Raw genomic sequence first — 24,274 nt, 5'->3', positions numbered from 1 at the left:
GGCTTTGCTCCTGGTTGGGGTGTCAAGTCACTGGGGTGATGGCTTGAGGTGGCTGTACCATTTGGGATTTTGGATTGTCAAACGGTGAATTCATCACCATTTGAGCAATCTATCTCCCCAATCACTTTTAAAAGTGTTATGGTCTATTCTTAACAAATCTTTAACCACTTATTAAAACAGTACCCTAAGAAGTCTGAAGTATGAAGTCTGAAGTGTGAAATTTTTGACTTCAGACGAGATACTTTTTTAGGACTGAGTGTGTGCAGCTAGACGTTTAGCGATCGCATGATTGTAACGATCCTTCATATCTTCCATACTAACTGCGATTAAGGTCTGGTTATCGGTAGTTAAAACCGTCAAACCAGTGCCATAATTTCCTACCATGCCTAATTTTTGCCATTCTTGAGAGAGATGTTCTTGTAAGTATGATTCCCAGATTTCTTGGTGTTCTGATCCCACCGAAACAATAATTCTTGCGCCAGTTTCGCCAAACAGCACTTCATCCAAACGCTGTAACTGATTTGGCGAAATGTCTAATTTTACTTCTGCGCCCAAATTGCCAGCAATGGAAGATTCTGCCAAAGCCACAACTAATCCACCCTCAGCGCAATCATGGGCTGAACGCACCCAACCAGAACGAATCCCATCACGGCAAACCTGCTGCACACGGCGTTCCAAGTCAAAATTTACCCTTGGTGGTCTGCCAGCTACAGTATTGTGAATGGTAGCCAGATATTCTGATGCGCCTAATTCCACTTTGGACTGTACAGTTAACCCTAGTAAATAAATCGCATCACCGCTTGCTTGCCAAGCTTGACCGCAAATTTTCGTGAAATCAGGAATTAAACCCACCATACCCACCACAGGAGTTGGATAAATTGGTTGGGGGTTGCCTTGAGAATCGACAGTTTCATTGTAAAGAGAGACATTCCCCCCTGTGACTGGTGTGGCTAGTTCTCGACAACCTTCGGCTAAACCGCGACAAGCTTCGGCTAATTGCCAATAACCAATGGGTTTTTCGGGACTGCCAAAATTCAGGTTATCGGTAACAGCTAATGGTTCTGCACCCACACAACTGAGGTTGCGGGCGGCTTCGGCAACTACCGCCTTAGCACCTTCGTAGGGATCAAGGTAAACATAGCGGGGATTACAATCTACCGTAGCGGCAACGGCAGATTTCAGATTTGGCGATGTGAGATTGGGGATGGCTTCTAATGGACGTAAGCGCACCACAGCCGCATCTGCACCGCCGGGAAGGACGACAGTATTGTTTTGTACTTGATGATCGTACTGACGGTATACCCAATTTTTCGAGGCGATCGTGGGTGTATTGAGTAAAGTTAATAAGATATCATTCCAACTGTGGCTACCGATCCCCGCAGTTGTGCAAGCAGGTAAACTATCGGCTGTCCATGCCCAAGCTTGGCGGGCGTATTCTGGTGGTTCCGCTAACAACTCACGTTCGTAAAGTGGCGTATTTTCTGCCAAAGCATCAGCCGGAATTTCCGCCGCAATTTTCCCCCGGAATAAAATCCTGACGATGGGTTCTGCAATTACTGTGCCAGCGACAACCGCATGAAGTCCCCACCGATGGAAAATATCAATTAACTCCTGTTCCCGTCCTTTATGGGCAACAAACAACATTCGTTCTTGCGATTCCGACAGTAAATATTCATAGGGAACCATCTCAGTTTCCCGCACCGGAATCTTATTTAAATCTAATTCAATGCCGACACCACCTTTGGCTGCCATTTCTGAAGTAGAACAGGTGATCCCGGCTGCACCCATATCCTGGGCGGCGACTACTGCGCCAGTTTTAAACGCTTCTAGACAAGCTTCAATTAATGACTTTTCTAAAAATGGGTCGCCGACTTGCACCGCCGGACGGTCATCCATCGACGCATCAGTTAATTCGGCACTGGCGAAACTTGCACCACCCATCCCATCGCGTCCGGTGGTAGAACCCACATACAATACCGGATTACCAATGCCCGATGCCCCAGATTTGACAATTTCAGGCGTTTCCATCAATCCCAAAGCCATGACGTTAACTAAGGGATTTCCGGCATAGGCAGGGTCAAAGTAGACTTCGCCACCAACAGTAGGAACTCCGACACAGTTGTGTGTCACGATCCCCGATGAAGTTACAAAAAGATGTGTATTATCTACTTCCACATCATAGACATCACATTCGGCCACGGTTTGATGTGCAATACTCTGAATCTTGACAGTAGCTACATCTGCTACCGACTGGGTAAACCGGGGAAATGAATGTTTTGTACCACTGGAACGATTTAAAGCAACGGCTAATTCCTGATTTCGCTCTTGGCTAAAAACTGTAGCTAAGGCTTTTAATGCCGCAAAATTACTGACTTCCAATTGCCATAAGGGTTTACGGATGTGCTTGCGTCCCTCAATTTCTGCTTCGCCTACTGGTTGGCAATAAATATATGGGATGATTCCTTGAGTTTGCAGTAATAGGACTGTTTGCTCAAATAACTTGCGGCTAGTGGTAGCAAAACTAATTTTGGCGTGATTACCGTGAGTTTTGGTCGTCATTGAACCATCGCCCCGGAATAAGCCTTTGAGGACTTCATACTGCAATTCTTGTGACCACTGGAAGACAAAGTTAGGGAATGCTTTGTTGCTGGCTTCTGTGCCGCATTGCCAAACATTCTTCAAGAAATGCCCAAATAGCCAGGAAGTCGCGGAAACAGCAATGGTAGAAGCACGTTTTTCTACACAAGGACGTAACCCCAAATATTTTAGACCAGCGATCGCATCATCAACATACTCTGTTTCATGATGGGCAAAGGTGAAAACAATTTTGTAGGTATTGCTGTTTTTGACAGCACAGCCTTCTGAGAGAAAATAGCCAATTAACCGAGCAAACAATTTATTTGGCTGAATGACTGCATTCATATAATTGGCTTTACCGCGCCGCAATAAGCGGATATCGCTACGAGGTACATTCAGCAGCAGTTCTAAAGCCAAAAAGTAAGCTAGAGGAAATCTACCTGTAGATAAGTATTGATGGCGTTTGTAAACAGCAGGTTCAAGTAATCTCAGCGCAGTCCGCACCGACTCTGTGACTTGCCAGTTTTCGGGTAACTGCACGTATACATCTTTCCCAATGGCAGTTTCTGGATTTAAACCAGTCAGCAAATCTAAGGCGGTGTCTTTTTCTGCTGTTAATTGTGGCCATGCAGTGATTAACGGGATTTCATCACCGACTTTTAAAGACTGCGCCACTGCAATATCCCATTCACCATTGGCGCGAATTAACATCGGATGGTCTGGCGTAACCACCAAAGTACGTCCCAAGGCTGTACGGATGGTGATCAAATGTTGGCTACGTCGTTTAAATATTCGCCGTACAGGTTGCCAACAAACAGTTTGGCTGTCGGGATCTAAAGATAAAGTTTGAACCGCATCACTATCATTGAGTTCTAAAGTCGTGACGTTGGTTGTGAGGCGAGATTCCACAAAGTTGCCAATAGTATCAAAATGTATCCCGTCTTGATTTTGCCAAATAAAAGTTTCATCACTGACGAGACAGTTACCATAATGGCTGATTCCTGATACTACCCCAGTAAATAGCCTTTGGGTTTTCGGGTCATCTAGAGAACCAAAGCGCAATGAATTTAACAAAGCAATGGGACGCGCACCCATTGTAAAAATATCTCTGAGGATACCACCTACACCCGTGGCGGCTCCTTGAAAGGGTTCAACGGCGGAAGGGTGGTTATGAGATTCAATTTTAAAAGCGAGGCGTAGTCCTTCACCCAGGTCAACCACACCGGCATTTTCACCAGGGCCAACAAGAATGCGGGGGCCTGTAGTGGGAAACTGTTTGAGTAATGGTCGGGAATTTTTGTAGCAGCAATGTTCTGACCACATCACCCCAAACATTCCCAGTTCTGCTTTGTTAGGATGGCGGCCTAAACGTCGCACAATTTCTGCATATTCTTCGGGCTTAATACCTTCGGCGGCAATTTCTTTGGGAGAAAACGGATCTTTGGGGGTGGTGGTCATGAGAATAATGCACCAATGGGACAGAAAACTATTTTATAGTTAATGGTCAATTATCATTGGTCATTTGTGGTCGGACTTACGCTCAAGCGTACGTGCAAAGACTGGGCGCAGTTGAACACTTAGACTTTTATATCTCTGACACAAACCCTAGATTATTCGGATGACTGTTTCATTTCTATCCGTTATTACTTACTTAAGTAGATTCCGTTGGATATTAACACTCAAGTGACGACAATCACATAGATTTATGACCGAGATCGTTCCTTCTCATTTGCCAAGTTGGCATAATTACAGACAACTGAACTCTAGCCGAGTCATTAATAGGGAACACACTAATCGCCGACAGCTTGAATGAAAGACTGTCGGCTTTTTGTATTTGGGAATTGAGGAGTGGGGCGTTAGGGGAAGAATAAATAATGACCATTGACTAAATAAAATTTCCCCACAGTTGGTTGATAGCTTGACACAGAGACGGCCAAAGCCACTACCAAATGTGGGGAGAGTATGATCAAATTAGAGTTGTTATGTTTGAGTGCTAACACTCAGCACTCACTTTAAGAGACAGTCCTGATGAAACTGATGTCAAAAGCCAAGTATGAAAGGGCAACTAGTAGGTTTACTCAGCACTTTCAACTCAGCACTCAGCAACGCCACTGAGGGAGTCGGCAGAGCCGCCCAACGCAGTGGCTCCTCAGCACTCAGCACTTTCACCTCAGAAAGACACATCTAAAGAAACAACACAAACTTTGGCTTATGACATCGCTTGAATGATGTAATCAAAGTATGGTGCTGCTGCTGCTGCGTCGTCTGCACTGAGTAAGTCAAGGGAGGCTTTTTTCAGACAACTGATGGCTTCTACCATTCCAGGAACGGGAACACCAAGGGAGTTGTACATTTCCCGCACACCAATTAAACCGATTTTTTCAATTGGCTCTTTGTCACCAGCAAGTACGCCATAGGTAATCAGGCGTAAATACCAGCCAAAGTCACGGATACACAATGCACGTTGGCGTTCACCATAGGCATTGCCACCGGGTGCGATAAAATCAGGACGCTTCTGCCAAAGTTGCTTGGTGGCTTCCTGAACTATCTTTTTTTCATTTTCAGCTAAGGTCGCGGCAATGCGCGTCCGTTGCTCGCCAGTTTGCAAAAATTCTTTGATACTTTTGAGTTCGCCACTGCTGGGATAACGCAGTTCGTCGTCGGCTTTGAGAATAACTTGGCTAATTACAGTCATGATTATTGTAATCACGAGAAATATTATTTGCTAGTTTAACGAGTTGGAGGTACAGAGGGGAAGGGAAATAAAAGTATGAAGTATGAAGTGTGAAGTATGAAAATAAACTTCAATCTCTTGACAAATGACAAATGACTATTGACTAATGACAAATAATATTTGGAAACAAGGTGAATTAATTGAAGTTGCGATCGCTGATCTCAGTGACACTGGTGATGGAGTGGGGCGCTATGAGGAGCGGGTGGTATTTGTGCCTGATACTGTCCCAGGCGATCGCGTCATGGTACGTTTATTACACGTCAAGCCAAAATATGCTCACGGCAAACTTATCGAGCTATTGCAGCCATCACCGCACCGCATCCGCCCAAGCTGTATTGTGGCTGATAAGTGTGGTGGTTGTCAGTGGCAGCATATTGATTATGAATATCAGCTAGCAGCTAAACGCAATCAAGTTATCCAAGCTTTGCAGCGCATCGGTGGTTTTACTGCACCATTAGTAGAGCCTGTATTAACATCTGCTTCACCTTTGGCATACCGCAATAAATCTACTTATCCTTTTAGTATTTCTGCGACAGGACAAGTGCAGGCAGGATACTATCAAAAAGGTAGTCACCATTTAGTGAATTTAAATCAGTGTCCTGTGCAGGATTCTCGCTTAAATCCTCTGCTTGCGGAAGTCAAGCAAGACATTCAAAAGCGTGGCTGGAAAATTTACAACGAACAACAGCACAAAGGGCAAATTCGCCATTTAGGTTTACGTATTGGCCGCCGGACTGGAGAGATGCTGTTAACTTTGGTGGTTACTGAGTGGAATTTACCGGGAATTACCCAACAAGCCGAGGAATGGTTGCAGCGATATCCGCAATTGGTGGGAGTTTCTTTAAATCGCAACCCAGAACGCACTAATGCCATTTTTGGTAGGGAAACTCGCACTATTGCTGGAGTTCCTTATCTGAGAGAAGAGTTTGCCAGTTTAGAATTTCAAGTCCGCCCCGATACATTTTTCCAAGTTTCCACGGAAACAGCCGAAGCACTGTTAGAGGTAATTCAGTCAGAATTACAGCTACAAGGTAACGAGGTGCTTGTTGATGCTTATTGTGGTATTGGAACTTTAACTCTGCCTTTAGCAAAACAAGTCCGCCAAGCTGTGGGACTGGAGTTACAAGCCGAAGCCGTTGAGCAAGCTATTTTCAACGCTAATCGCAATAGTATACATAACGTTACATTTCAAGTTGGTGCAGTAGAGAATTTACTGCCGCAAATGGGAATAATACCTAATGTGGTCATACTTGATCCACCACGTAAGGGATGCGATCGCACTGTCATCGATTCATTACTGCGATCGAAACCTGCCCGCATCGTTTACGTCAGCTGTAAAGTAGCCACTCTTGCCCGCGATTTGAAATTATTATGTGAAGGAGGAATCTACGCACTTTCACGTATACAACCGGCTGATTTTTTCCCGCAAACATCTCATATAGAAGTTGCTGCCTTTCTTGCGCTATCAGATTTTAAATAGAGTTACTGAGTCTTCATCAAAAACTCAAATTTGAAATTTGTAGTCTAGTGGATAGTAAAAATGCTAAAATCTAATTAGTCTAAAAATAGAATGATTTTGTTAAAACTACTAAAGTTGCATAGACTCTCAAAAACTTATGAATAAGATTGTTTGAAGTCAAAATCGGCAATACAATACTTGTCCTCATATTTCTCAAAAATCTTCAGCATCTTTTAAGTTGCTGACTGCAATCGCAGAAATTTAACCGCCGTTTTATGTACCAACAATTGAATTTCATAAATAGAGTCAATGCTCCCTAGCATTTTCAAAACTTAGTATAAAAGACGCAAGTTTGAAGGCAGCATGACTACCTCCAATTCTGTCAGGGTGCGCTTACAAGCAAACTGATGTCTGGCTAACTGAAAGCTATGGGGTTTCTCTTGTGATTAGTATTTCGCTTCGTCCTGTAGGACGTTACTGGGGTACACTTAGTTTTGCCTCAACACTCTATCTTTGTCCCATATTAGATTTACTGTTGGCAGAGATTCCAGCAAAATTACAAGCAGAACTGCGGTTAGGACTTCAAGAAGCCTTAGTCAATGCCGCAAAACATGGTAATAATCTTGATCCTAGTAAAAGAGTTGTCGTCCGTTTTTCGTTGATAGATAATCAATATTGGTGGGTAATTTCAGACCAAGGTCAAGGCTTTACACCAGAACCAAATTCTGATATAGAGTCGGGAGACTATTTACCACCAGATGAATCAGAAAGTGGTCGCGGTTTGTGTTTGCTCCATCAAATTTTTGATCAGGTAGAATGGAGCCGCAAAGGTACAGAATTACGATTGTGTAAACAAATGGAAAATCGCCCCCGCTTGTCTTTGAGGCGATGAGAAAAAGTGTGAAGTGTGCAACATAACATACTTCACACATTGTATGTGTAAATACTGGAAAAAAGTAGTGGCGCATCCTCCCTGCACCGAATAGGCTAGAAGTCCATCCCACAAGAGAATTTTCCTGCAACATTTTCAGCTTGCCACGCCAGTAGGTTGAGTGCAGGCGCACAAGAGATATTGAAAAGGCTAATTCACATCTTGCACATAGCCCCGATGAATTCCATTCATCGGGGCTATGTGCAGCTAGGATAAACTGATAACATAACAATGAGATAGTTGTAGTCATATCTGTTGCCCAAGATTTCAAAGGGCGACAATTGCCTCTAAAGCCGGACAGATAAAGGTTGAAGACTAGAGGCTAGAGATTAGAGGCTAAGGATAATTATTGATTATGATATCTGCTGACAAAACTGCTGAATTATTGACAACTCCACCTTTAGAAAATGGCGACAGACTCACCCGTGCTGAATTTGAGCGTCGCTACCACGCTATGTCGCATCTCAAAAAAGCAGAATTAATTGAAGGAGTTGTTTACGTGGCTTCCCCTGTACGCGCAAAAACACATGGTAAACCCCATAGCCGTATTATGGGCTGGTTAGTCGCTTATGAAGCTGCTACCCCAGGAGTGGAAACGCTGGATAACACAACTGTTTTATTAGATGCCGATAACGAACCACAACCAGATGCACTGCTGAGAATCGAACAAGGGGGACAGTCACGCATTACCGAAGATGATTATGTCGAAGGTGCGCCAGAATTAATTGTGGAGATTGCTGCTTCTAGTGCTTCTTATGATTTGCATGAAAAACTGAAAGTCTATCGCCGCAATCAAGTACAAGAATATTTAGTTTGGCGAGTTTACGATCGCCAATTTGATTGGTTTAGATTAAATGAAGGTGAGTATATTCAACTTACACCAAATTCAGATGATATAATTTGCTCTCTAGTCTTTCCGGGTTTATGGTTAGCAAAGTCAGCATTATTATCAGGAGACTTAGCTCAAGTCTTAGCCACTTTAGAGCAAGGTTTATCGACTCCTGAACATCAGAGTTTTGTAGACTCATATCTTGCACGCCTGCGACTGAAGTCGCGGCTACACAGACAAAACCCGCCTGCGCGGGTTCCAAACCCTTGATTTCTCGTCAGTCCGCGTAGGCGGACTTCGTTTGTATAGCCGCGAATTCCATTCGCTGGGGCTAGGTGCAAGATGTGAGTAGAGAAATTATCGAGTGAGCATCCAAACTAAAATTCCGAGTATTACATCCACTGGTGGTAAGGGATAATCAGTTAAATCAATAGTCACATTCTGCCCTGTTAATTGCAGAAACCGCCAAGCAGTACCATTAGTCACACAGCCATAAATTGTAGAAATAGCTTGATTATTAATTTCATTGAATTTTTGAGCCGCAATCATTTCCGCAATGCACTGACCAATACCTGGATTCAAATCTGCTTTTTTCGCTTCAATAATAATAACGGCTGGTGCTTCAATTTCTAACTGTTCTGGGGAACGACTCAGAAGAAAATCACAAACTCCAGTCAATCCTAAAGCGGGATCTACAGTAAAGTCAGCACCAGAAAATAAACTAATTTTTCTTTGTAAAATCTTGCGTACTTCTAATAAAACTGGACTGATTATTAATTCAGAACGGGCTTTTTCACTGCCTGTTGCTATAGCTAATGGCAAGCTTTCTGCTAAAAAATCTGTCAGCGTATCACTAGCAGCAATTGGTTTGATTTCTGGCAAAAATTTTTCACCTTCAATGGTGTTTATGCCAAAGGTTTGTTTGACTTTTCTGATAGTAAAGTCACTGTAGGGCATAGGTTCTTTTTTCCCTGGATGAGGTAAACTTAAGGCTCAATTTAACCAACGCCAAAACCTGTATATTGCCTCACCAATGGTTCATGAAATGCTAGTACAATATCTTCTTTCGGCACTCCTAATCTAACTAATTCATTAGCCATACCAATCTCAGTACCATCATACTGTATCCAAATTTTGTCATTCTTGATATCTAGATGTAACACACAACCGTACATTGGGCGGCGATTTTTCCAACCTGTATAAACAACCTGATAATGATCCCTTTGTGTATCAAAAATTAGTTCTGTGTCTACTTCATCATCAGAAGGGCTTCCTTTAGCATATTCAGTTAATAATTGTTGGATGTATATACGATATTGTTCTATTTTTTCCATTCTAAAATTGCCTCCTTGTTTGGATCGTAGACTAACAGACTAAGTTGAAACCGTGCAATGATAGTCTCTAAAAATGGTAAGTTAAAAAAAGTTTTATAAGTACCTTGTGGAACTGCTAAATATAAAAAACGGTCAGGTTGCTGTTCTTCTAAAGCAACACGGTAGTTAAGAAATTGTCCCAACGCAGTATGAAATTCAGAAATATTAGATGGACTAGTAAAGCTTTTAATTTCAACAGCTATCTTTTCTTCTCCTCTCTCAGCAGCAATTAGTTTTTCTGCTCCCAGATCGATTTGCATATCAACCCTACCTGCTCTAATTCTGAGAGGATCATCTGTAATTATCCATCCTTCTTTTTCTAACCCTTTCTTAACCGCGTTATGAAAAATATCTTTAGCAGCCATTACTTTAAAATATAGTGATTTTACCCAAAATAATAATACAAAGATTACGGGCGATCGCACCTTATTTTGACATAAAAAATCGCCCCCTGAATTCAGGAGGCGCATCACCGTTATTTAATTATTAACTAGCAACGTATTCTTTGACGTTGGCGCGACGGCGGCGCAGATGAGCTAAGGCTTGGTGTTCGAGTTGACGAACACGTTCGCGGCTGAGATTTAATCTTTCGCCAACTTTCGCCAAAGACAATTCATTACCATCTTCTAAGCCAAAGCGCAGAGCCAACACTTCGCGCTGTTGGGGTGTGAGTTCAGCGAGCAAGGTGTTCAGGTCTTGGCGCAAGAACTCTTGGGTGGTGTAATACTCTGGTGATGGGCCTTCGTCTTCCAACATTTCTTGCAGTTCGGTGTCTTGGTTATCACCAACACGCACATCTAAAGAAACTGGTTGACGTGCCATATTCAGATATTCCCGAATTTGCGCTGGTTCTAGTTCCAGTTCTTTGGCAATTTCCGCAGGTGTGGGAGAACGGCCTAGAGTTTGGGCTAGTTCACGCTGTACTTTTTTGATTTTGTTCAGTTTTTCGGTAATGTGAATCGGTAAGCGAATAGTACGGCCTTGTTGAGCGATCGCACGGGTAATTGCTTGACGAATCCACCAGTAAGCGTAGGTTGAGAATTTATAACCGCGTGTGGGGTCAAATTTCTCTACTCCTCTTTCTAATCCCAGTGTTCCTTCTTGGATTAAATCGAGAAATTCCATGTTACGCTTTTGGTATTTCTTGGCGATCGCCACTACTAAGCGCAAATTCGCTTCAATCATTTTTTGCTTGGCGCGTTTACCTTGAGCTACCGTTTGCTTCACATCGGTTTCTGATTGTTTAACATGGCTTGCCCACTCTGGTAAACTTGGTTCGCGGTGCAACTTTTTCGCTAAAGCTTCTTTGGCTTCCACAAGCTTCATCATTTGTTGCACCTGCTTCCCAAAGACAATTTCTTGCTCACGGGTTAGCAGTGGTACACGACCAATTTCTCGCAGATAGGTTCGCACCATATCAGCCGTGAATTTGGTGTTCAGGTTTTCAGTTTGGGTGTTAACAGTAGGCATTGGTGCGTTGTCCTCTACTCCGTAAACACAGTAAATCTTGAATAACTAATAAAGAATTAACAAAGGCTACCTATAAAACCCCAAATTTCAGGTGTTACTAGGAATGGGGATACAGTTTTACATAGGGTGACAATTAAAAATCCACAATCTAAAATCTCAACTGCGTAGTCCCTAGCCGCTTGTGTACTTGCTTCTGCTCTAAATAGTTCATGACAGTTATGGTTATTAAGAATAATCAATTCATATACTTCAGTTTCCAGAAGATGCCTTCCTGAGATAGGTTCCCTACCTCCCTAAATTTTTATTTCTTTTTTAGAAGCACGCTGGGTTATTTTTCAGAATTCTTTCTTATATTCAGTCGCGCACGGCAACTGGCAAATCCGAAGTCGGTATGAGTTTTACTTTCTTTTATCTTAGAACAAATCAGATGGATAGTAAAGTAGCCTTGAGAGGGATAAAATTATAATCCAAAAGTGTGTACTTAACTAAAAATGCACTTTCCTTAGAGTGCTTACTATATCTATAGTGACGGTAAAATCCCCGATTCTGTTGCCTATCAGTAGGGAGAAAACCGAACTCTTTGGGCATAATTTTGGTGGGATGTTACGAATGGAAATATGAAGTATGAAGTATGAAGTGTGAAGTGTGAAGTATGAAATTTGACAATTGATTACTACTAGGCAAAACTAAAATCTTTAATATGGCTGGATTAGAGGGTATAAGAAAATAACAACGACGTAATAATACTGAAAAATCAAAGCATTGTTTTTTACATCAAATACTGCTGTCTCCTCAGACATAGACTTAGTAAGTGTTTCCACTTTTTCCCTAATTTTCATTTCTGACTAGCCTGTGGCCAGCCGATGTGCGTCTACATACTTCATACTTCAGATTTTTTAAAACCCCAAGTCGGCTTTAGCTAGTTCCGCTGCGGCGAATACTTCTTCGTCTGGCTTTTCTTCCCAAGCTGGATCGCCAATTTCTGCATAGAAGGTTGCATCATAAGGACGAGTACGTACAACTACTGGCATAGGAACGGCATGACCCAAAATCAAGGCTTGTTGTTTGGAATCTAACTTAGCTAACACCGATCGCAATCCGCCTGCACCAGATACACCCGTAAAAATTGCATCAATATCTTTTTCGTCGTTGAGTAAAGCTGTGATCCGAGTACCAATCTGGGACATAACTTCATTATCTATCCCCGAGGGTCGTTGATCAACCACTAACAACGTTACGAAATATTTCCTAAGTTCGCGGGCGATTGTCCCAAATATCGTGCTTTGAACTATTGCCGGGTCAAGAAAACGATGCGCCTCTTCAATTGTGATCATCAAAGGTGTCGGGCGATCGTTAGGGTTTTTGCTTTGCAAGAACTTATCAGCTTTTTTGACATAATGCTCGTGGATACGTCTGGTGATCATGTTTGTCACCAACATATAAGAGAGCATATTTGACTGGGAACCAAATTCTACCACTACATTCTTGCCGGCTTCCAGAGATTGTAAGATTTTATTAATATAGTTCTGGGGACACACCGCCCGCATATACTTTAATCCGTCTAAGCGTAATAATTTACGCTGCAATGCCATAATCGAGCCTTTGTGTCCTCGCTTCTCCTCACAAAACATCTCGATTTCTTCATTTGTCATGTTCAGCAATTGCACAATCCAAGATTTGTTAAATTCGCTGTAAAGAATATTGGCATTGTCTAATGCTGCTTCTGACAGTCCCAAATCACGGCTACATAATTTAATATCTTCAACTTCGATTTGTTCGTAACTTAGATATAGTTCTTGTGAATCACGCACACCCCGCCGTTTAGTAGATTCAGGATCAAGGGTGTAAACTTCTACTTTACCGGGAAATAATTGCTTTAAACCTTTAACTGTGTTTACATTTTTGCCTTCAGCTACGGCTTCCCAACCGTATTCTGAGTGCATATCAAAAATTAAGTTTACTGCTGCATTTTTACGGATGACACCAGCTAATACCAAGCGGGTGAGAAAGGATTTACCTGTACCAGATTTACCAAAAACGCCATTGCTACGCTCGACAAAGCGATTTAAATCGATGCACACAGGTACATCCATATCTAATGGTTTCCCAATGGCAAAATTCTTGCGGTGGATGTCATCTTCCCAACCAAAGACGCGGCGAAAGTCTTCTTCACTCGCATCAAAAACTTGACTAAAGTGACTGGGAATAGTTTTGACTGGTAGCAATTCCATCGTCGTACTAGTTTGGGGTTGAAATGAAGCCAAACCCGTAGTTGATGGGACAAAAGGATTTACAGATTTGCCGTTAGCCGAAGAAAAAGACTCATTAGATTCGGGGGTAAACATCAACATCGGCGCTAAGGCGATGGTTCCATAAGTACCGCTTCCGGCTAAGACATCTCGTAAAAAAGTGTCTTCCCAACTTGGCGGATTAGCAATAATCCGGGCGTTAGCTGTTCCTAGGGATACATCTGTCAGCATACAGAAAAACCGCGATCGCATCCCTTGGACAACTAAAAATTTCCCCACCCGCATATCTTCCACAGAAACATCTGGGTGTAGCCTTACTTCTAATCCGCCAGTTAGTGAGCCTTGGATTACCGAACCTAATGGTTTTACCAATTTGTCATTTGTCATTGGTTAATGGTCAATGGTCAAGAGTCAAAAGTCAATGGTCATTTGTCATTTATTCTTCTCCTCGCCACCACATCCTCTATTTCTTTTACTCAGCACTTAGCACTTAGAATTAATCAATCTGAATCGAAGTTGGGGCTGTACTAGATGGAGATGTACTAATTAGAGGTTTACGAAATTGAGTATAGAGGCGATCGCGCCACTCAAAGAATAATTGATAATCGGGATTTTCTGCTAGGGCGGGTACACCTTTACCTCTGAGATTGATAGGTAAATCTAGATAAGGGCCATCAGGGAATTTCAATAATATAGATAACCCAGCCACGGCTAAATCTGCTAATGTGGGTTCATCACCCGTCAGATAAGGACTATCTGCCAATAATAAAGTTAATGCTTCTAGGTCTTGTTTTAAATCAGTTATTGCGGCTCTAATTACATCAGGGCTATATCCTACACCCAAACCCAACACTGTTAAAATATCGCTGGGGACTCCTTCGACTAAATTTCTAAATATGTCTGGTGTAGATGTTGGTAACAGAGATTTGCGAAAATCTTGACTTTGGCTAATAGCTGAAAAAAGTGCTTTTCTGCCTTTAATCCCAATTGATTCATCTGCCCATTCTTCAATTAATAAGGTTAAAGCTTTTTGCTTTGGATCTTGCGGTATCAGGGGGCGATCGGGATATTTAGAGTCTAAATACTTAGCTATTTCTGTAGAATCAGCAATATATTTATTACCATCCTTTAAAACTGGCACTTGTCTTTGACCTGTGAGCCGAAATAATTCTATCTGTCCGATACCGGGTGTGACTTCTATTTTGCGGTAATCTAGACCTTTATAGTCTAGAATCAGCCGGACTTTCTCGGAGTATTGCGACAGTTCCCATTGATATAATTCTAACATCTTCTCTACCTGAACCACTAGGTAACAAACTCTCTTATTGTATACGTACTTAAATAATTTTTGCCAAAATAAAAATGGTTTTTTCAGGAAAAATTCTCTATTAATCAAACTAATTTATCTGCTGAATGTTTGATTAAAGTGCTGACTACTGATGAGCAAATAATTTGGGCAATTCTGCTAACTGACTCATTGGCCTATGCTTTGGTGAGTAAGTTGATAAATAAAATAAAACTACTATATAAAAACAGCTAGATAAATCAACTCAAAATTTTTCGACAAAGTTTTGCTCCTCAATCAAGCAGGATAAAATTTACCTAACAGCAAGCCCTAACTAAACCTCAAAATCAACTTTAGCCAATTCAAAATAGATTTGTATGAAAAATGCTGAGTAATTTAAAGTTACCTATACCTGGGATTTTAGCTAAAAAATATTACTTCTTTGGTGAGATTTTGTGTGTTGCGAAATGTTATAAGTCTTTATGTAAACTGTGTCAAATCACAACAAAAAATTTATGAAGGGGAATTATAGCAAATTATTGTCTAGTTGTGCGGGAATAGCTGGACTAGCCGGGATAAGTTTGTTGGCGACTTTACCATCCCAAGCCAAAGAAGTACTAAATCCGAACCCAAGTATTTTTCAAGAAGCTCCATATAACCGGAGTCAACGCATTCAGTCCAATACTAGCTATACACCAGTTGCAGACGCGATCGCTACAGAAAAAGATAACACCGCTAACAGAAATTTAGTAGCTCAAAAACCTGCAAACCGAAGCCTCAATCCTCGCCCAAGTATTTTTAACGAAGCTCCTTACAGACGCGGTAGTCAAACGACACCCAGCGAAACTGTACCTTCTGTTCCTACCCCACCACCCTTACCATCAACTCCTCCCAGTATCGAAACACCTGCAAAACCACCAACTAGTGGCACAAGCAGCAATAGCAACAAGACTGTTATTGCCTTGGCAGAATCTAATAGTTCTTTTACAATACTGACTCAGGCCTTAAAAGCTGCGGGATTAACAGAAACCTTACAAGGTGCAGGGCCTTTTACAATTTTTGCTCCTACTGATGCCGCCTTTGAAAAATTGCCCAAAGAGGCTTTACGAGATTTATTAAAGCCCGAAAATAAAGAAGTTTTGATCAAGATATTAACTTACCATGTTGTGCCTGGAAAAGTATTATCCAGCGATTTAAAATCTGGTGAAGTTAAAAGCTTGCAAGGTGATCCCATCTCAGTAAAAATTGATGCCAATGGTGTAGCAGTTAACGATGGCAAAGTCACTCAAGCAGACATTCAAGGCAGTAATGGTGTGATCCATGCGATCGATAACGTGATTTTACCGCCTAGCCTGTAGTTATCAGTTGACAGTTGACAGTTAACAGTTACCTCTCTCTAGAAGTGAGAAGATGAGAAACTAATGAACAGTTGAGAGTTGATAATTGACAACTGTCCACTGTTCATTGTTAATTGTCCACTGATCACTGACTATCAGGTTGATTTTGCGCGATCGCATTTAAGTTAGCCAAAGATTTTGCCACTTTTGCGGCTTGTTCATTTGTCTGGTGAGAGTTAGTGGCAATTTCTAAAATAAATCGGCTAACCGTGCTAGAAATTTCTGCTTGGTTGGTAGCTACTTGGGTTAATTCCCCGATTAATTCATGTACTTGATGACTAACGGCTGTGATTTGTCCGAGTTTTTGTTGAGTTTGTTTCACTTCAAGCATTGCAGCGATCGCTTGTTTTTGTCCAATTTCCATCAACGCCGTCACTTCATGATTTGCAATCTGCGTTTGGGTAATTACAGATTTAATCCCCGCCACATCAGCATCTAATTGCTGTGCTAAAGAAAGAATATTCTCCACAGTAGTACTTAATTCTGGCCCTGCTTCATTTCGCACTGATTCAAACACAACCTTCATCGCATGGCGTTTTATTTGTGTGGCCATTTCAGCAATCTGATTCATCTTATCTAAGAGTGTCTGAGATGGCTGCTCAACATGTTGTAACCTGCTGGTAGCTTCCACAACTGTCGAACGAATCGTCGAAATATTCTCTACAACGTGATTGACTTCCTGCTGGCCAGTTTCTACTTTTTGGTAAATCTGCTGTTCTTGGCTTTCTAGTTCTTGAATGCAAGCAAGTAGTTCCTGCGCTAAATTAACTAATGATTGAATTTGCTCATAAGTATCTGTAACCGCATTAATTTGGCTCAGTGCGTGATGCGAAAGTGTTTCGACCACAACTTCGCTATCTTTGAGTAATTCTGCAGCTTGGGATTGCAAGGCTGTTTTTCGTTGATACTGCTTTTGAAAAGCAGATTCTACCGCTTCATAAGCTTGTTCTACTTGGTCTAACAGCCGTGCATGGTCAAGGGCAAATCCCACCTGCATAGCTAATTGAGTCACCAAATCAATTTCTGTCTTTTGCCACTCTCGCGGTGCAGCACATTGATGGACAATCAATAAACCAAACAATTGCTCATCTTTAAGAATGGGTGCAACTAAATTGGCTTTCACCGCAAACGGTTCGAGTTGGCTAAGGTGACAAGCACTCAAACCTGCATGATAAATGTCATTGGTTGCCTGCACCCGACCTGCTCGGTATTGTTCTACATAACCTTCCACAAAGCACGGGTCTTTAATTTTGGCGCGCAAAGCTTTGGGGAAACCAGGAACCACTGCTTCGGCTATGACTGTACCATACCAGTCAGCATCAAAACCATAAACCATTACCCGGTCAGCACTCAGGGCTTTACGAATTTCATCGACGGTATTTTTCAATACATCTGCTTCATTTAAAGATTCGCGGATTCTTCTTGTGATATCTACCAGTAATTGAGTGCGTATCCCTTCAGCGTCAATGCGTTGCAAGAGTCTGGCATGGTCGAGAGCAAATCCTACTTGCATAGCTAACTGAGCGACTAAATCAATTTCTGTCTTTTGCCAATCTCGCGGTGCAGCACATTGATGCACAATTAATAAGCCAAACAATTGCTCATCTTTGAGAATGGGTGCTACTAAATTGGCTTTGACGGCAAATGGTTCGAGTTGGCTAATATGACAAGCACTCAAACCTGCATTGTAAATGTCATTGATGGCTTGCACTCGCCCTGCTCGGTATTGCTCAACATAGCCTTCGACAAAACACGGGTCTTTGATGTTGGCACGCAAAGCCTTAGGAAAACCCGGAACTACTGCTTCGGCTATCACTGTGCCGTACCAGTCAGCATCAAAACCATAAACCATTACCCGGTCGGCACTCAAGGCTTTACGAATTTCATCGACGGTATTTTTTAAGACATCTTCTTCGTTCAAAGATTGCCGAATTCGTCTGGTAATATTGATGACTACATGAGCTTGGTCGGCTTTGATGTCTATTTGTTCTACAAGTCTGGCATGATCGAGGGCAAAGCCTAGTTGAATGCCAATTTGAGCAAATAAATCAATTTCATACTGTTGCCACTCTCGAGGGGCTGAACATTGATGTCCAATGAGTAAACCGAACAGTTGATTTTCTTTGAGTATAGGCGCAATTAAATTAGCTTTAACGGCAAATCGTTCTAATAAGCCGATATGACAATCGGTCAGGTTAGCTTGATAAATGTTACTAATTGCACGAACGCGCCCTTGGCGATACTGTTCAATATATTTTTCTTGAAAGCAGGGATCGGAGACGGTAGCCCAAAGTATTTTAGGCAAACCTGGGGCGGCGGCTTCTTCAATAAATGTACCACCCCAAGCAGAGTCAAAGCGAAAGACGACAATTCGGTCTATCCTCAAAGCTTGGCGAACTTCTTCAACGGTGGTTCTCAGGACATCTTCTTCTGAGAATGCTTCCCACATCCGGCGAGTGATGTTAACTAAAATATGAGAGCGTTCGGCTTCTGTTTCTTGTTTTGAGAGTAAGGCGGGTAAATGATTGTGTAACAAATTGATGTTTGCTTTTAAAGCGACTAATTCATCTTTGGCGGCAATATTAACTTGAGTTTCGATTTCTTCACGCCGACATAGCCGATTGACTAAAACTGTAGAGGTTTCAGCCGCAGACAGTACTGGACGTGTGGCGCGATTAGAAATAAAAGTGGCGATCGCACCTGCAACTACAGCTATAATTCCTGTACCGAACAGCAGCGATGAGCGATAGTTATGCAGTGTTTGTTCTGTATATGAAGATTCGGGTTTGTTGGCTGGATTTGTGGGCGGAGTGAGCAAGTAACTGCCCAGATAGCTGGCTATTCCCACACTAATCACTGGTAATATTGTCAGCGCGATCGCCCAACCTATGACCTTCGATTTCAAACTCGATTGTGTCTGTCTTGGTTCTGGGTTTCGAGAATAAACTTTGCCGCTTGATTCGGGCATCTCCGCATTACTAGCGAAATTAATTACTGGTTGTGGGCGTGTTTTCGTTTCAGTAGTGGAGCTAGTTCTACTGAGCTTGTCGGTAGAAGGCTGAGTCATTGAGCAAATCTCTCCTAAGAAGCTTGGCGGCGACGTGGCGAATGTCTGTAGGTCAAAGCCTATCGGTAAATATGCAAAAAATATTTAATTTGTCAATTAAGATATATTAAAAATATTAAATATTTGATAAAATGTTCTATATCATCAAGCAACTTGACTGTTTAATGATACATTACAATTTCTCTATGAGAATTGTACTTTTTTTATCAATGATTGATTGATATTTTTCGTGACATTACGTGTCATTACTGATGAATTAAAGCTTGAATTTTTGTAAACGCTTTAAAAGCGAGAAAAAGATAGGGCTACACGAAAACCTAAAAGATTTCCCCGACCATCTTGAGGATTCCAACTCCGATAAGCACAACGACATAGCCGAGACGAATTTTTCCAAGAACCGCCGCGAATTACCCGAGATTTCACATCATCATCAGATAACCACACACGACCATCGCTTGGTGCGCCTTGATAATTTTCATGCCAGCGATCGCCGCACCATTCCCAAACATTGCCATGCATGTCATATAATCCAAAGGCATTAGCCGGGAAACTACCTACTTGACTGGTTTGCCAATGATTACCTTGTTCTGTGCTGTAGAGAGAATTATTGTAGTTAGCCAAATTTGATGTCAGCATTTCACCAAAGTAAAAAGGGCCAGTAGTTCTGGCACGACAAGCATATTCCCACTCAGCTTCACTGGGTAGCCGATAATTTCGCCCGGTTTTTTGAGCTAACCGCGCACAAAATTCCACCGCATCCTCCCAGGAAATCTGCTCAACGGGGCGATTTTTGCCTTTGACACTAGCTGGTGTAGGATCAAGTTCCCGGTTAATAGGTGCAAGTGTAGCAACGGCTTGCCATTGTGCTTGAGTAACTAAAAACTTACCCAGAAAAAATGGTTTAATTGTGACAAGATGCTGTGGACTCTCGCAATCAAATCGTTCTGATTCATCTTCTGGAGAACCCATGAGAAATTGTCCACCAGGCAGAGATACCATCACTAAAGTCATGTCATTACCCAAATCTTCCGTAAAGCCTTGAGTAGAACCAGGAATACGGTTGATGTCATAGTTATGTGTCACACCAAAGGATTTTTTGGCAGAAATAGTAGCGGTTTCAAACTGCAATTTTTCCAAAGGTAAGAATACTGTATCCATCTGCAAAGACTCAAACTCTGGTAGCGAAGATGGAACAGAAGAGACTAAAACAGACGATGAAAGCACCGCTAGATGATTAGTAAGTGCTTGTAGGGCTTCAGTTGCGGAAGGGTAGCGCGCAGTGTGGCGATCGCATATCATTTTGTTTAAGACATCAGCCAACTCATCACTCACCTGCACCCTATCTCGCCAAAGCACCTCTCCCGACTGGGGATCTTCTGGTAAAAGATGGGGGGGAATTCCTGTCAAAGCTTCAATAGCCATCATTCCCAAAGCATAAATATCACTGGACAGGCGAGGCTTACCTTTAGCTTGTTCCGTGGGGATGTAACCAGGAGTGCCAACCACAACACTGGTACGAATCATCTTATAAATATCAATTGAAAGAATGCCAATTTCTTTCACCGAGCCAAAATCAATCAAGACGAGCTTATCATCTTGTTTACGCCGCATCACATTTTCTGGCTTGATATCACGGTGAATCACATTATTTTCATGGACAAAAACTAACACCTCTAAAATGTCTTGTAATAAATGCCTCACATCTGCTGCTGCCATTTGTTTTTTTGGCACAATTTCTTTTCTGAGGTTGTGTCCTTCTACATAATCTTGAATAATATAAAACTCGTTATCAATAGCCAGGTGTGCCAATAGCCGAGGAATTTGCGGATGTTCGCCTAATTTCTCTAAAATTACTGCTTCCTGCTCAAATAATTCCAGGACGCGGGGATGGGTATGCTTTGGCTTTAGCCGCTTGACTACACATAGAGGCTGACTAGGACGTTTGTTATCTCTGGCGAGATAGGTTTCACCAAAGTTACCTTCACCTAGTAGTTTAAGAATTTTGTAGCGTTTATCTAGTTGTGCGCCGATGAAGCCCATACTCATTGCTAAACCAGATGGTAGTGCCTGGTGATAGTGTGGGTTAACTAAATTTAAAATAAGGCTGATTTATGTCACGCATCTATCTTGTGAAATAAATTTGCATTAAGTTTAAATGTGATTCAATTAACGTTAATTTATTTAAATATTAATAGACTTTTTACGCCCTAATATTAACATCATCAAGGCTAGCTAAAACATACTTATTTATTTGAATGTTGAGAATATTAAATCATATTTTTACGAGTTAATAATTTTCTCTCTGTTGCTACTTGATTGATCTATATAGAGAGGTAGTAACCATTTCTTACCCTGTGCGATAGTCAGCAAATATCTGCTGCTGGTTGCGTACATTTATATCTATCATGCTACGGCAAAACCTGTATGCTGCCGAATCTTTGGATGGCGAAAACCCAGCACTATATCTTCTTTAGATATACCTTCTGCCATTAAATCAGTTGCTACACCTTCTTCTGTGTCATCATATTGAATCCAGACTTTATTACCAATCAAACTAATATGAATGGGAGTTGTATGGAGATATTTATCACCATTCCAGCCCATGTCTAGAACTAAATACTGCCCTCGTTCATCATCAAACACAACTTGACAAGTGTAACCATCAGGTATAGTAGCGCGATAGTCTGCATGGTTTTGGAGGACAGACTTAATAATGCTTTGGTATTTTATTCGGGTATCCATTGCAAAATTACCTCGCTTTCATTATCAAAGACAATTAACTTGAGAATCTGATTTTTTAGTAATACTTGTCCTAATTCTATAGTGAATACGCTGTTAAAGGTTGGTCGAGATATGGCTAGATAAAGGTTTCTCTCAATTCCCATTTCGTTAAGAATTTGCTGATACAAAACATATTGCCCTAATGCTTGTTCTAAATCTTTTACATCAGACTGTCCGACAAAACTTTTCACTTCAACAACAATTCTTTGAAGTCCCTTCTCTGCACTGATAAGGCGTTCTGCACCCAAGTCAACCGACAAACGCTTTTTACCAATTTGCAATGGAAATGGATCATGAGTAATTGTCCATCCATCCTTTTGCAAGGCTCGTTTTACAGTGTCATGATAAATGTCTTTTGCTGGCACAAATATTCCATACTTTTGCTCTATATACCTTTTTCCCATCAAGCCAAATGTTTTTCTTTTTCATACCGTTTAGCTTTACGATAATCCTTATCTCCTGTTGGGAAAACTTCTGCATCACTATTGATAGTATTGTACTTCTTATTGATGACTTCAACTTCCTTAACTACTTGCTCTAGATTAATTAACTGATCAGAAAATGCTGCTAAAAGTTGTTCACATTCACGCTGAAGCTCAAGATAGTTATTAGCAATTCTTCGATGTCCTTCAAAAAGCTTTTGAAAGTTAAAAAAGGTTTGTATACCGCCACAGACAGCAGCAATCATAGCCATAAATCCACTCGCCCACTTTGCAAACTCTGGGAGATTGCTGGAAACAGTTACAAATAACACAGAACCTAAAATTACATTAATAACTATTGCCGCCGAACCAAAAATATTATTATAAAAAAGATTTCTCTCAGCAGCATTAAAGTGTTGGTGTTTATTAAGACGGCTATTCTTAGCTACTTGCTCTAAGAAAATGACTGTTTGAGGTATACCATTCAAATTTGTACTCATCGTCAAGCTACTTCACGCTAAAAAAAGGGAGGAAAAGCTATCCAACTACCTAATTATACGTAAATTTTCTGTATAACTACCGAATTCAAAGTAAAATCCAGAATTATTCTGAATATCACTCTTGAAAAATTGGCCTTATCCTCACAGATTTTTAGGTCAAATTCAAAGCTTTCCGCATCCCCAGAGTAAAGACGTTGGTTTTAAGGATTCCGTTCTGCCAGATATTGATACATTTGCCAACGCGCATCAACTTCGGCTTGTGCTTGTTCTAACAACTGCTTGGCAATTTCTGGTTTTCTCTTGGCGAGCATTTTGAAGCGATTTTCTTGATACATGGATAATTCTACAGATTGTGTAGCTGATGTCTGACTATCTCATACTTCTACTCTACATATTTTAAAATTGTAGAGTAAATAACTCCAAGCACATTTCCTATGAGCGTTGTAATCCCTGACGATATTCTCCGCGCCGCAAGAATGACGGAGGATGAATTAAAGTTAGAAATCGCTATTATGCTTTACAAGCAAGAAAAAATTAGTAGCGGTAAAGCTCGTGCTTGGACGGGATTGACAGTAATTGAATTCCAACATGAACTTGCCAAGCGTGGACTTTGTATTAATTATGATGTAAAAGATTTTGCAGCAGATATACAAACTTTGCAGTCGATGAAGTTATTGTGATTATTGTTAGTGATACATCACCTATTACGAATTTGGCAGCGATCGCGCAGTTAGATTTGCTGCAAAAACTTTACAATCAAATTATTATTCCAGCAGCAGTTTACAACGAAATGGTATCTGTTGATAAACTTGTTCCTGGTGCTATGGAAGTGCAAACCTTTGCCTGGATTCAAACTCAGACAGTTAAAGATTTACAACAAGTAATTATAATTCAGGAAAGTCAAGAAAATATTGACTTGGGTGAAGCTGAAGCGATCGTCTTAGCATTAGAACTTAAAGCTGATTTACTGTTGATGGATGAACGTCGAGGGCGTATAGTAGCAAAAAGTTATGGTTTGCAAATGACTGGATTATTGGGAGTGCTTGTACAAGCTAAACGGAATAATTTAATTCCAATTGTTAAACCGCTTATTGACCAATTAATGGAACAAGCGGATTTTCGTGTCAGCGAACAGTTGTATACAACTATTCTGCAAATTGCAGGTGAGTAATTTATGTCAAATAAACAGGTTTTTATGGT

The 24,274-nt window shown here is 41.3% G+C and carries 21 protein-coding genes; 7 read left to right on the top strand and 14 right to left on the bottom strand.

The window, feature by feature from the left end; genetic code table 11:
- Window positions 1-246: 246 nt before the first annotated feature.
- Window positions 247-4,035, bottom strand: a complete 3,789-nt coding sequence (purL, locus tag H6G69_RS12070) for a phosphoribosylformylglycinamidine synthase subunit PurL (protein ID WP_190686525.1) — start codon at window positions 4,033-4,035, stop codon at window positions 247-249.
- A 595-nt stretch (window positions 4,036-4,630) separates the two neighbouring features.
- Between purL and H6G69_RS34375 the strand changes: the two genes are divergently transcribed.
- Window positions 4,631-4,765 carry a hypothetical protein gene (locus H6G69_RS34375; protein WP_277883380.1) on the top strand — a complete coding sequence of 45 codons (135 nt, stop codon included), beginning with the start codon at window positions 4,631-4,633 and terminating at the stop codon, window positions 4,763-4,765.
- Between the two features lie 21 nt (window positions 4,766-4,786).
- On the opposite strand, the gene H6G69_RS12065 is transcribed toward H6G69_RS34375, so the two are convergent.
- Window positions 4,787-5,272 (bottom strand): allophycocyanin subunit alpha-B, encoded by a 486-nt coding sequence (locus H6G69_RS12065; protein WP_190686522.1) that lies wholly within the window; start codon window positions 5,270-5,272, stop codon window positions 4,787-4,789.
- A 145-nt stretch (window positions 5,273-5,417) separates the two neighbouring features.
- On the opposite strand from H6G69_RS12065, the gene rlmD reads away from it, so the two are divergent.
- From rlmD to H6G69_RS12050, 3 genes are all read left to right on the top strand, one after another.
- Window positions 5,418-6,791, top strand: coding sequence for a 23S rRNA (uracil(1939)-C(5))-methyltransferase RlmD (rlmD, locus tag H6G69_RS12060; protein WP_190686520.1), 1,374 nt, complete (start codon window positions 5,418-5,420; stop codon window positions 6,789-6,791).
- A gap of 421 nt (window positions 6,792-7,212) precedes the next feature.
- Window positions 7,213-7,662, top strand: coding sequence for an ATP-binding protein (locus H6G69_RS12055; RefSeq protein ID WP_190686517.1), 450 nt, complete (start codon window positions 7,213-7,215; stop codon window positions 7,660-7,662).
- Between the two features lie 394 nt (window positions 7,663-8,056).
- On the top strand, window positions 8,057-8,800 hold the full coding sequence (locus H6G69_RS12050) for a Uma2 family endonuclease (RefSeq protein WP_190686513.1): 744 nt from the start codon (window positions 8,057-8,059) through the stop codon (window positions 8,798-8,800).
- Between the two features lie 87 nt (window positions 8,801-8,887).
- Here the strand turns inward: H6G69_RS12050 and H6G69_RS12045 are convergent, their stop codons facing one another.
- The 6 genes from H6G69_RS12045 to H6G69_RS12020 form a co-directional block, all read right to left on the bottom strand.
- Window positions 8,888-9,487, bottom strand: a complete 600-nt coding sequence (locus tag H6G69_RS12045; protein ID WP_190686510.1) for a hypothetical protein — start codon at window positions 9,485-9,487, stop codon at window positions 8,888-8,890.
- A 41-nt stretch (window positions 9,488-9,528) separates the two neighbouring features.
- Window positions 9,529-9,864, bottom strand: coding sequence for a XisI protein (locus H6G69_RS12040; RefSeq protein WP_190686508.1), 336 nt, complete (start codon window positions 9,862-9,864; stop codon window positions 9,529-9,531).
- Entirely contained in the window at window positions 9,852-10,268 is a 417-nt protein-coding gene (locus H6G69_RS12035) for a XisH family protein (RefSeq protein WP_190686505.1), read from the bottom strand. Before H6G69_RS12035 ends, H6G69_RS12040 begins: the two co-directional genes overlap by 13 nt.
- 121 nt (window positions 10,269-10,389) lie before the next feature.
- A complete protein-coding gene (locus H6G69_RS12030) occupies window positions 10,390-11,373 on the bottom strand; it encodes an RNA polymerase sigma factor, RpoD/SigA family (protein WP_190686502.1) in 984 nt (327 codons plus the stop codon).
- A gap of 896 nt (window positions 11,374-12,269) precedes the next feature.
- Window positions 12,270-14,009 (bottom strand): ATP-binding protein, encoded by a 1,740-nt coding sequence (locus H6G69_RS12025; RefSeq protein WP_190686499.1) that lies wholly within the window; start codon window positions 14,007-14,009, stop codon window positions 12,270-12,272.
- Window positions 14,010-14,118: 109 nt separating this feature from the next.
- Window positions 14,119-14,910, bottom strand: a complete 792-nt coding sequence (locus H6G69_RS12020; protein ID WP_190686496.1) for a glutathione S-transferase family protein — start codon at window positions 14,908-14,910, stop codon at window positions 14,119-14,121.
- Window positions 14,911-15,422: 512 nt separating this feature from the next.
- Here H6G69_RS12020 and H6G69_RS12015 point away from each other — a divergent pair.
- Entirely contained in the window at window positions 15,423-16,265 is an 843-nt protein-coding gene (locus tag H6G69_RS12015; RefSeq protein ID WP_190686493.1) for a fasciclin domain-containing protein, read from the top strand.
- Window positions 16,266-16,389: 124 nt separating this feature from the next.
- Here H6G69_RS12015 and H6G69_RS12010 read toward each other — a convergent pair whose 3' ends face one another.
- The 6 genes from H6G69_RS12010 to H6G69_RS34370 all read right to left on the bottom strand — a co-directional run bounded on the left by H6G69_RS12010 (window position 16,390) and on the right by H6G69_RS34370 (window position 23,409).
- Window positions 16,390-19,371, bottom strand: coding sequence for a GAF domain-containing protein (locus tag H6G69_RS12010; protein WP_199335935.1), 2,982 nt, complete (start codon window positions 19,369-19,371; stop codon window positions 16,390-16,392).
- A gap of 282 nt (window positions 19,372-19,653) precedes the next feature.
- The gene (locus H6G69_RS12005) at window positions 19,654-21,417 is read right to left on the bottom strand and encodes a bifunctional serine/threonine-protein kinase/formylglycine-generating enzyme family protein (protein ID WP_242072046.1); all 1,764 of its coding nucleotides are present in this window, start codon (window positions 21,415-21,417) and stop codon (window positions 19,654-19,656) included.
- A 357-nt stretch (window positions 21,418-21,774) separates the two neighbouring features.
- Window positions 21,775-22,113, bottom strand: coding sequence for a XisI protein (locus tag H6G69_RS12000; RefSeq protein ID WP_190686490.1), 339 nt, complete (start codon window positions 22,111-22,113; stop codon window positions 21,775-21,777).
- Window positions 22,098-22,517: a XisH family protein gene (locus H6G69_RS11995; protein WP_190686487.1), complete on the bottom strand. Its 420-nt coding sequence runs from the start codon at window positions 22,515-22,517 to the stop codon at window positions 22,098-22,100. The genes H6G69_RS12000 and H6G69_RS11995 overlap by 16 nt, the downstream gene beginning before the upstream one ends.
- A gap of 38 nt (window positions 22,518-22,555) precedes the next feature.
- Entirely contained in the window at window positions 22,556-23,074 is a 519-nt protein-coding gene (locus H6G69_RS11990) for a DUF4231 domain-containing protein (protein ID WP_190589959.1), read from the bottom strand.
- A gap of 200 nt (window positions 23,075-23,274) precedes the next feature.
- Window positions 23,275-23,409 carry a hypothetical protein gene (locus H6G69_RS34370; protein WP_277877211.1) on the bottom strand — a complete coding sequence of 45 codons (135 nt, stop codon included), beginning with the start codon at window positions 23,407-23,409 and terminating at the stop codon, window positions 23,275-23,277.
- 99 nt (window positions 23,410-23,508) lie between these two features.
- On the opposite strand from H6G69_RS34370, the gene H6G69_RS11985 reads away from it, so the two are divergent.
- Both H6G69_RS11985 and H6G69_RS11980 read left to right on the top strand, forming a co-directional pair.
- A complete protein-coding gene (locus H6G69_RS11985; protein ID WP_190686484.1) occupies window positions 23,509-23,754 on the top strand; it encodes a UPF0175 family protein in 246 nt (81 codons plus the stop codon).
- Window positions 23,751-24,245, top strand: coding sequence for a DUF3368 domain-containing protein (locus H6G69_RS11980; RefSeq protein WP_190686481.1), 495 nt, complete (start codon window positions 23,751-23,753; stop codon window positions 24,243-24,245). Before H6G69_RS11985 ends, H6G69_RS11980 begins: the two co-directional genes overlap by 4 nt.
- Window positions 24,246-24,274: the final 29 nt, after the last annotated feature.

It is taken from the genome of Nostoc sp. FACHB-110 (assembly GCF_014697425.1).
Classification (GTDB): Bacteria; Cyanobacteriota; Cyanobacteriia; order Cyanobacteriales; family Nostocaceae; genus Nostoc_B.
The sequence above is the reverse complement of the archived record's forward strand: the minus strand, read 5'-3'. Positions and strand labels throughout refer to the sequence as shown.

Coding starts and splice junctions, on each gene's coding strand:
- H6G69_RS34375 (WP_277883380.1), top strand. CDS start 4,631: ATGAAAGGGCAACTAGTAGGTTTACTCAGCACTTTCAACTCAGCACTC.
- H6G69_RS12020 (WP_190686496.1), bottom strand. CDS start 14,910: ATGTTAGAATTATATCAATGGGAACTGTCGCAATACTCCGAGAAAGTC.
- H6G69_RS12035 (WP_190686505.1), bottom strand. CDS start 10,268: ATGGCTGCTAAAGATATTTTTCATAACGCGGTTAAGAAAGGGTTAGAA.
- H6G69_RS12005 (WP_242072046.1), bottom strand. CDS start 21,417: ATGAGTATGGGCTTCATCGGCGCACAACTAGATAAACGCTACAAAATT.
- H6G69_RS12050 (WP_190686513.1), top strand. CDS start 8,057: ATGATATCTGCTGACAAAACTGCTGAATTATTGACAACTCCACCTTTA.
- H6G69_RS12065 (WP_190686522.1), bottom strand. CDS start 5,272: ATGACTGTAATTAGCCAAGTTATTCTCAAAGCCGACGACGAACTGCGT.
- H6G69_RS11985 (WP_190686484.1), top strand. CDS start 23,509: ATGAGCGTTGTAATCCCTGACGATATTCTCCGCGCCGCAAGAATGACG.
- H6G69_RS12015 (WP_190686493.1), top strand. CDS start 15,423: ATGAAGGGGAATTATAGCAAATTATTGTCTAGTTGTGCGGGAATAGCT.
- H6G69_RS12040 (WP_190686508.1), bottom strand. CDS start 9,864: ATGGAAAAAATAGAACAATATCGTATATACATCCAACAATTATTAACT.
- H6G69_RS12000 (WP_190686490.1), bottom strand. CDS start 22,113: ATGGATACCCGAATAAAATACCAAAGCATTATTAAGTCTGTCCTCCAA.
- H6G69_RS34370 (WP_277877211.1), bottom strand. CDS start 23,409: ATGTATCAAGAAAATCGCTTCAAAATGCTCGCCAAGAGAAAACCAGAA.
- H6G69_RS12030 (WP_190686502.1), bottom strand. CDS start 11,373: ATGCCTACTGTTAACACCCAAACTGAAAACCTGAACACCAAATTCACG.
- rlmD (WP_190686520.1), top strand. CDS start 5,418: ATGACAAATAATATTTGGAAACAAGGTGAATTAATTGAAGTTGCGATC.
- H6G69_RS12025 (WP_190686499.1), bottom strand. CDS start 14,009: ATGACAAATGACAAATTGGTAAAACCATTAGGTTCGGTAATCCAAGGC.
- H6G69_RS11990 (WP_190589959.1), bottom strand. CDS start 23,074: ATGAGTACAAATTTGAATGGTATACCTCAAACAGTCATTTTCTTAGAG.
- H6G69_RS12045 (WP_190686510.1), bottom strand. CDS start 9,487: ATGCCCTACAGTGACTTTACTATCAGAAAAGTCAAACAAACCTTTGGC.
- purL (WP_190686525.1), bottom strand. CDS start 4,035: ATGACCACCACCCCCAAAGATCCGTTTTCTCCCAAAGAAATTGCCGCC.
- H6G69_RS12010 (WP_199335935.1), bottom strand. CDS start 19,371: ATGACTCAGCCTTCTACCGACAAGCTCAGTAGAACTAGCTCCACTACT.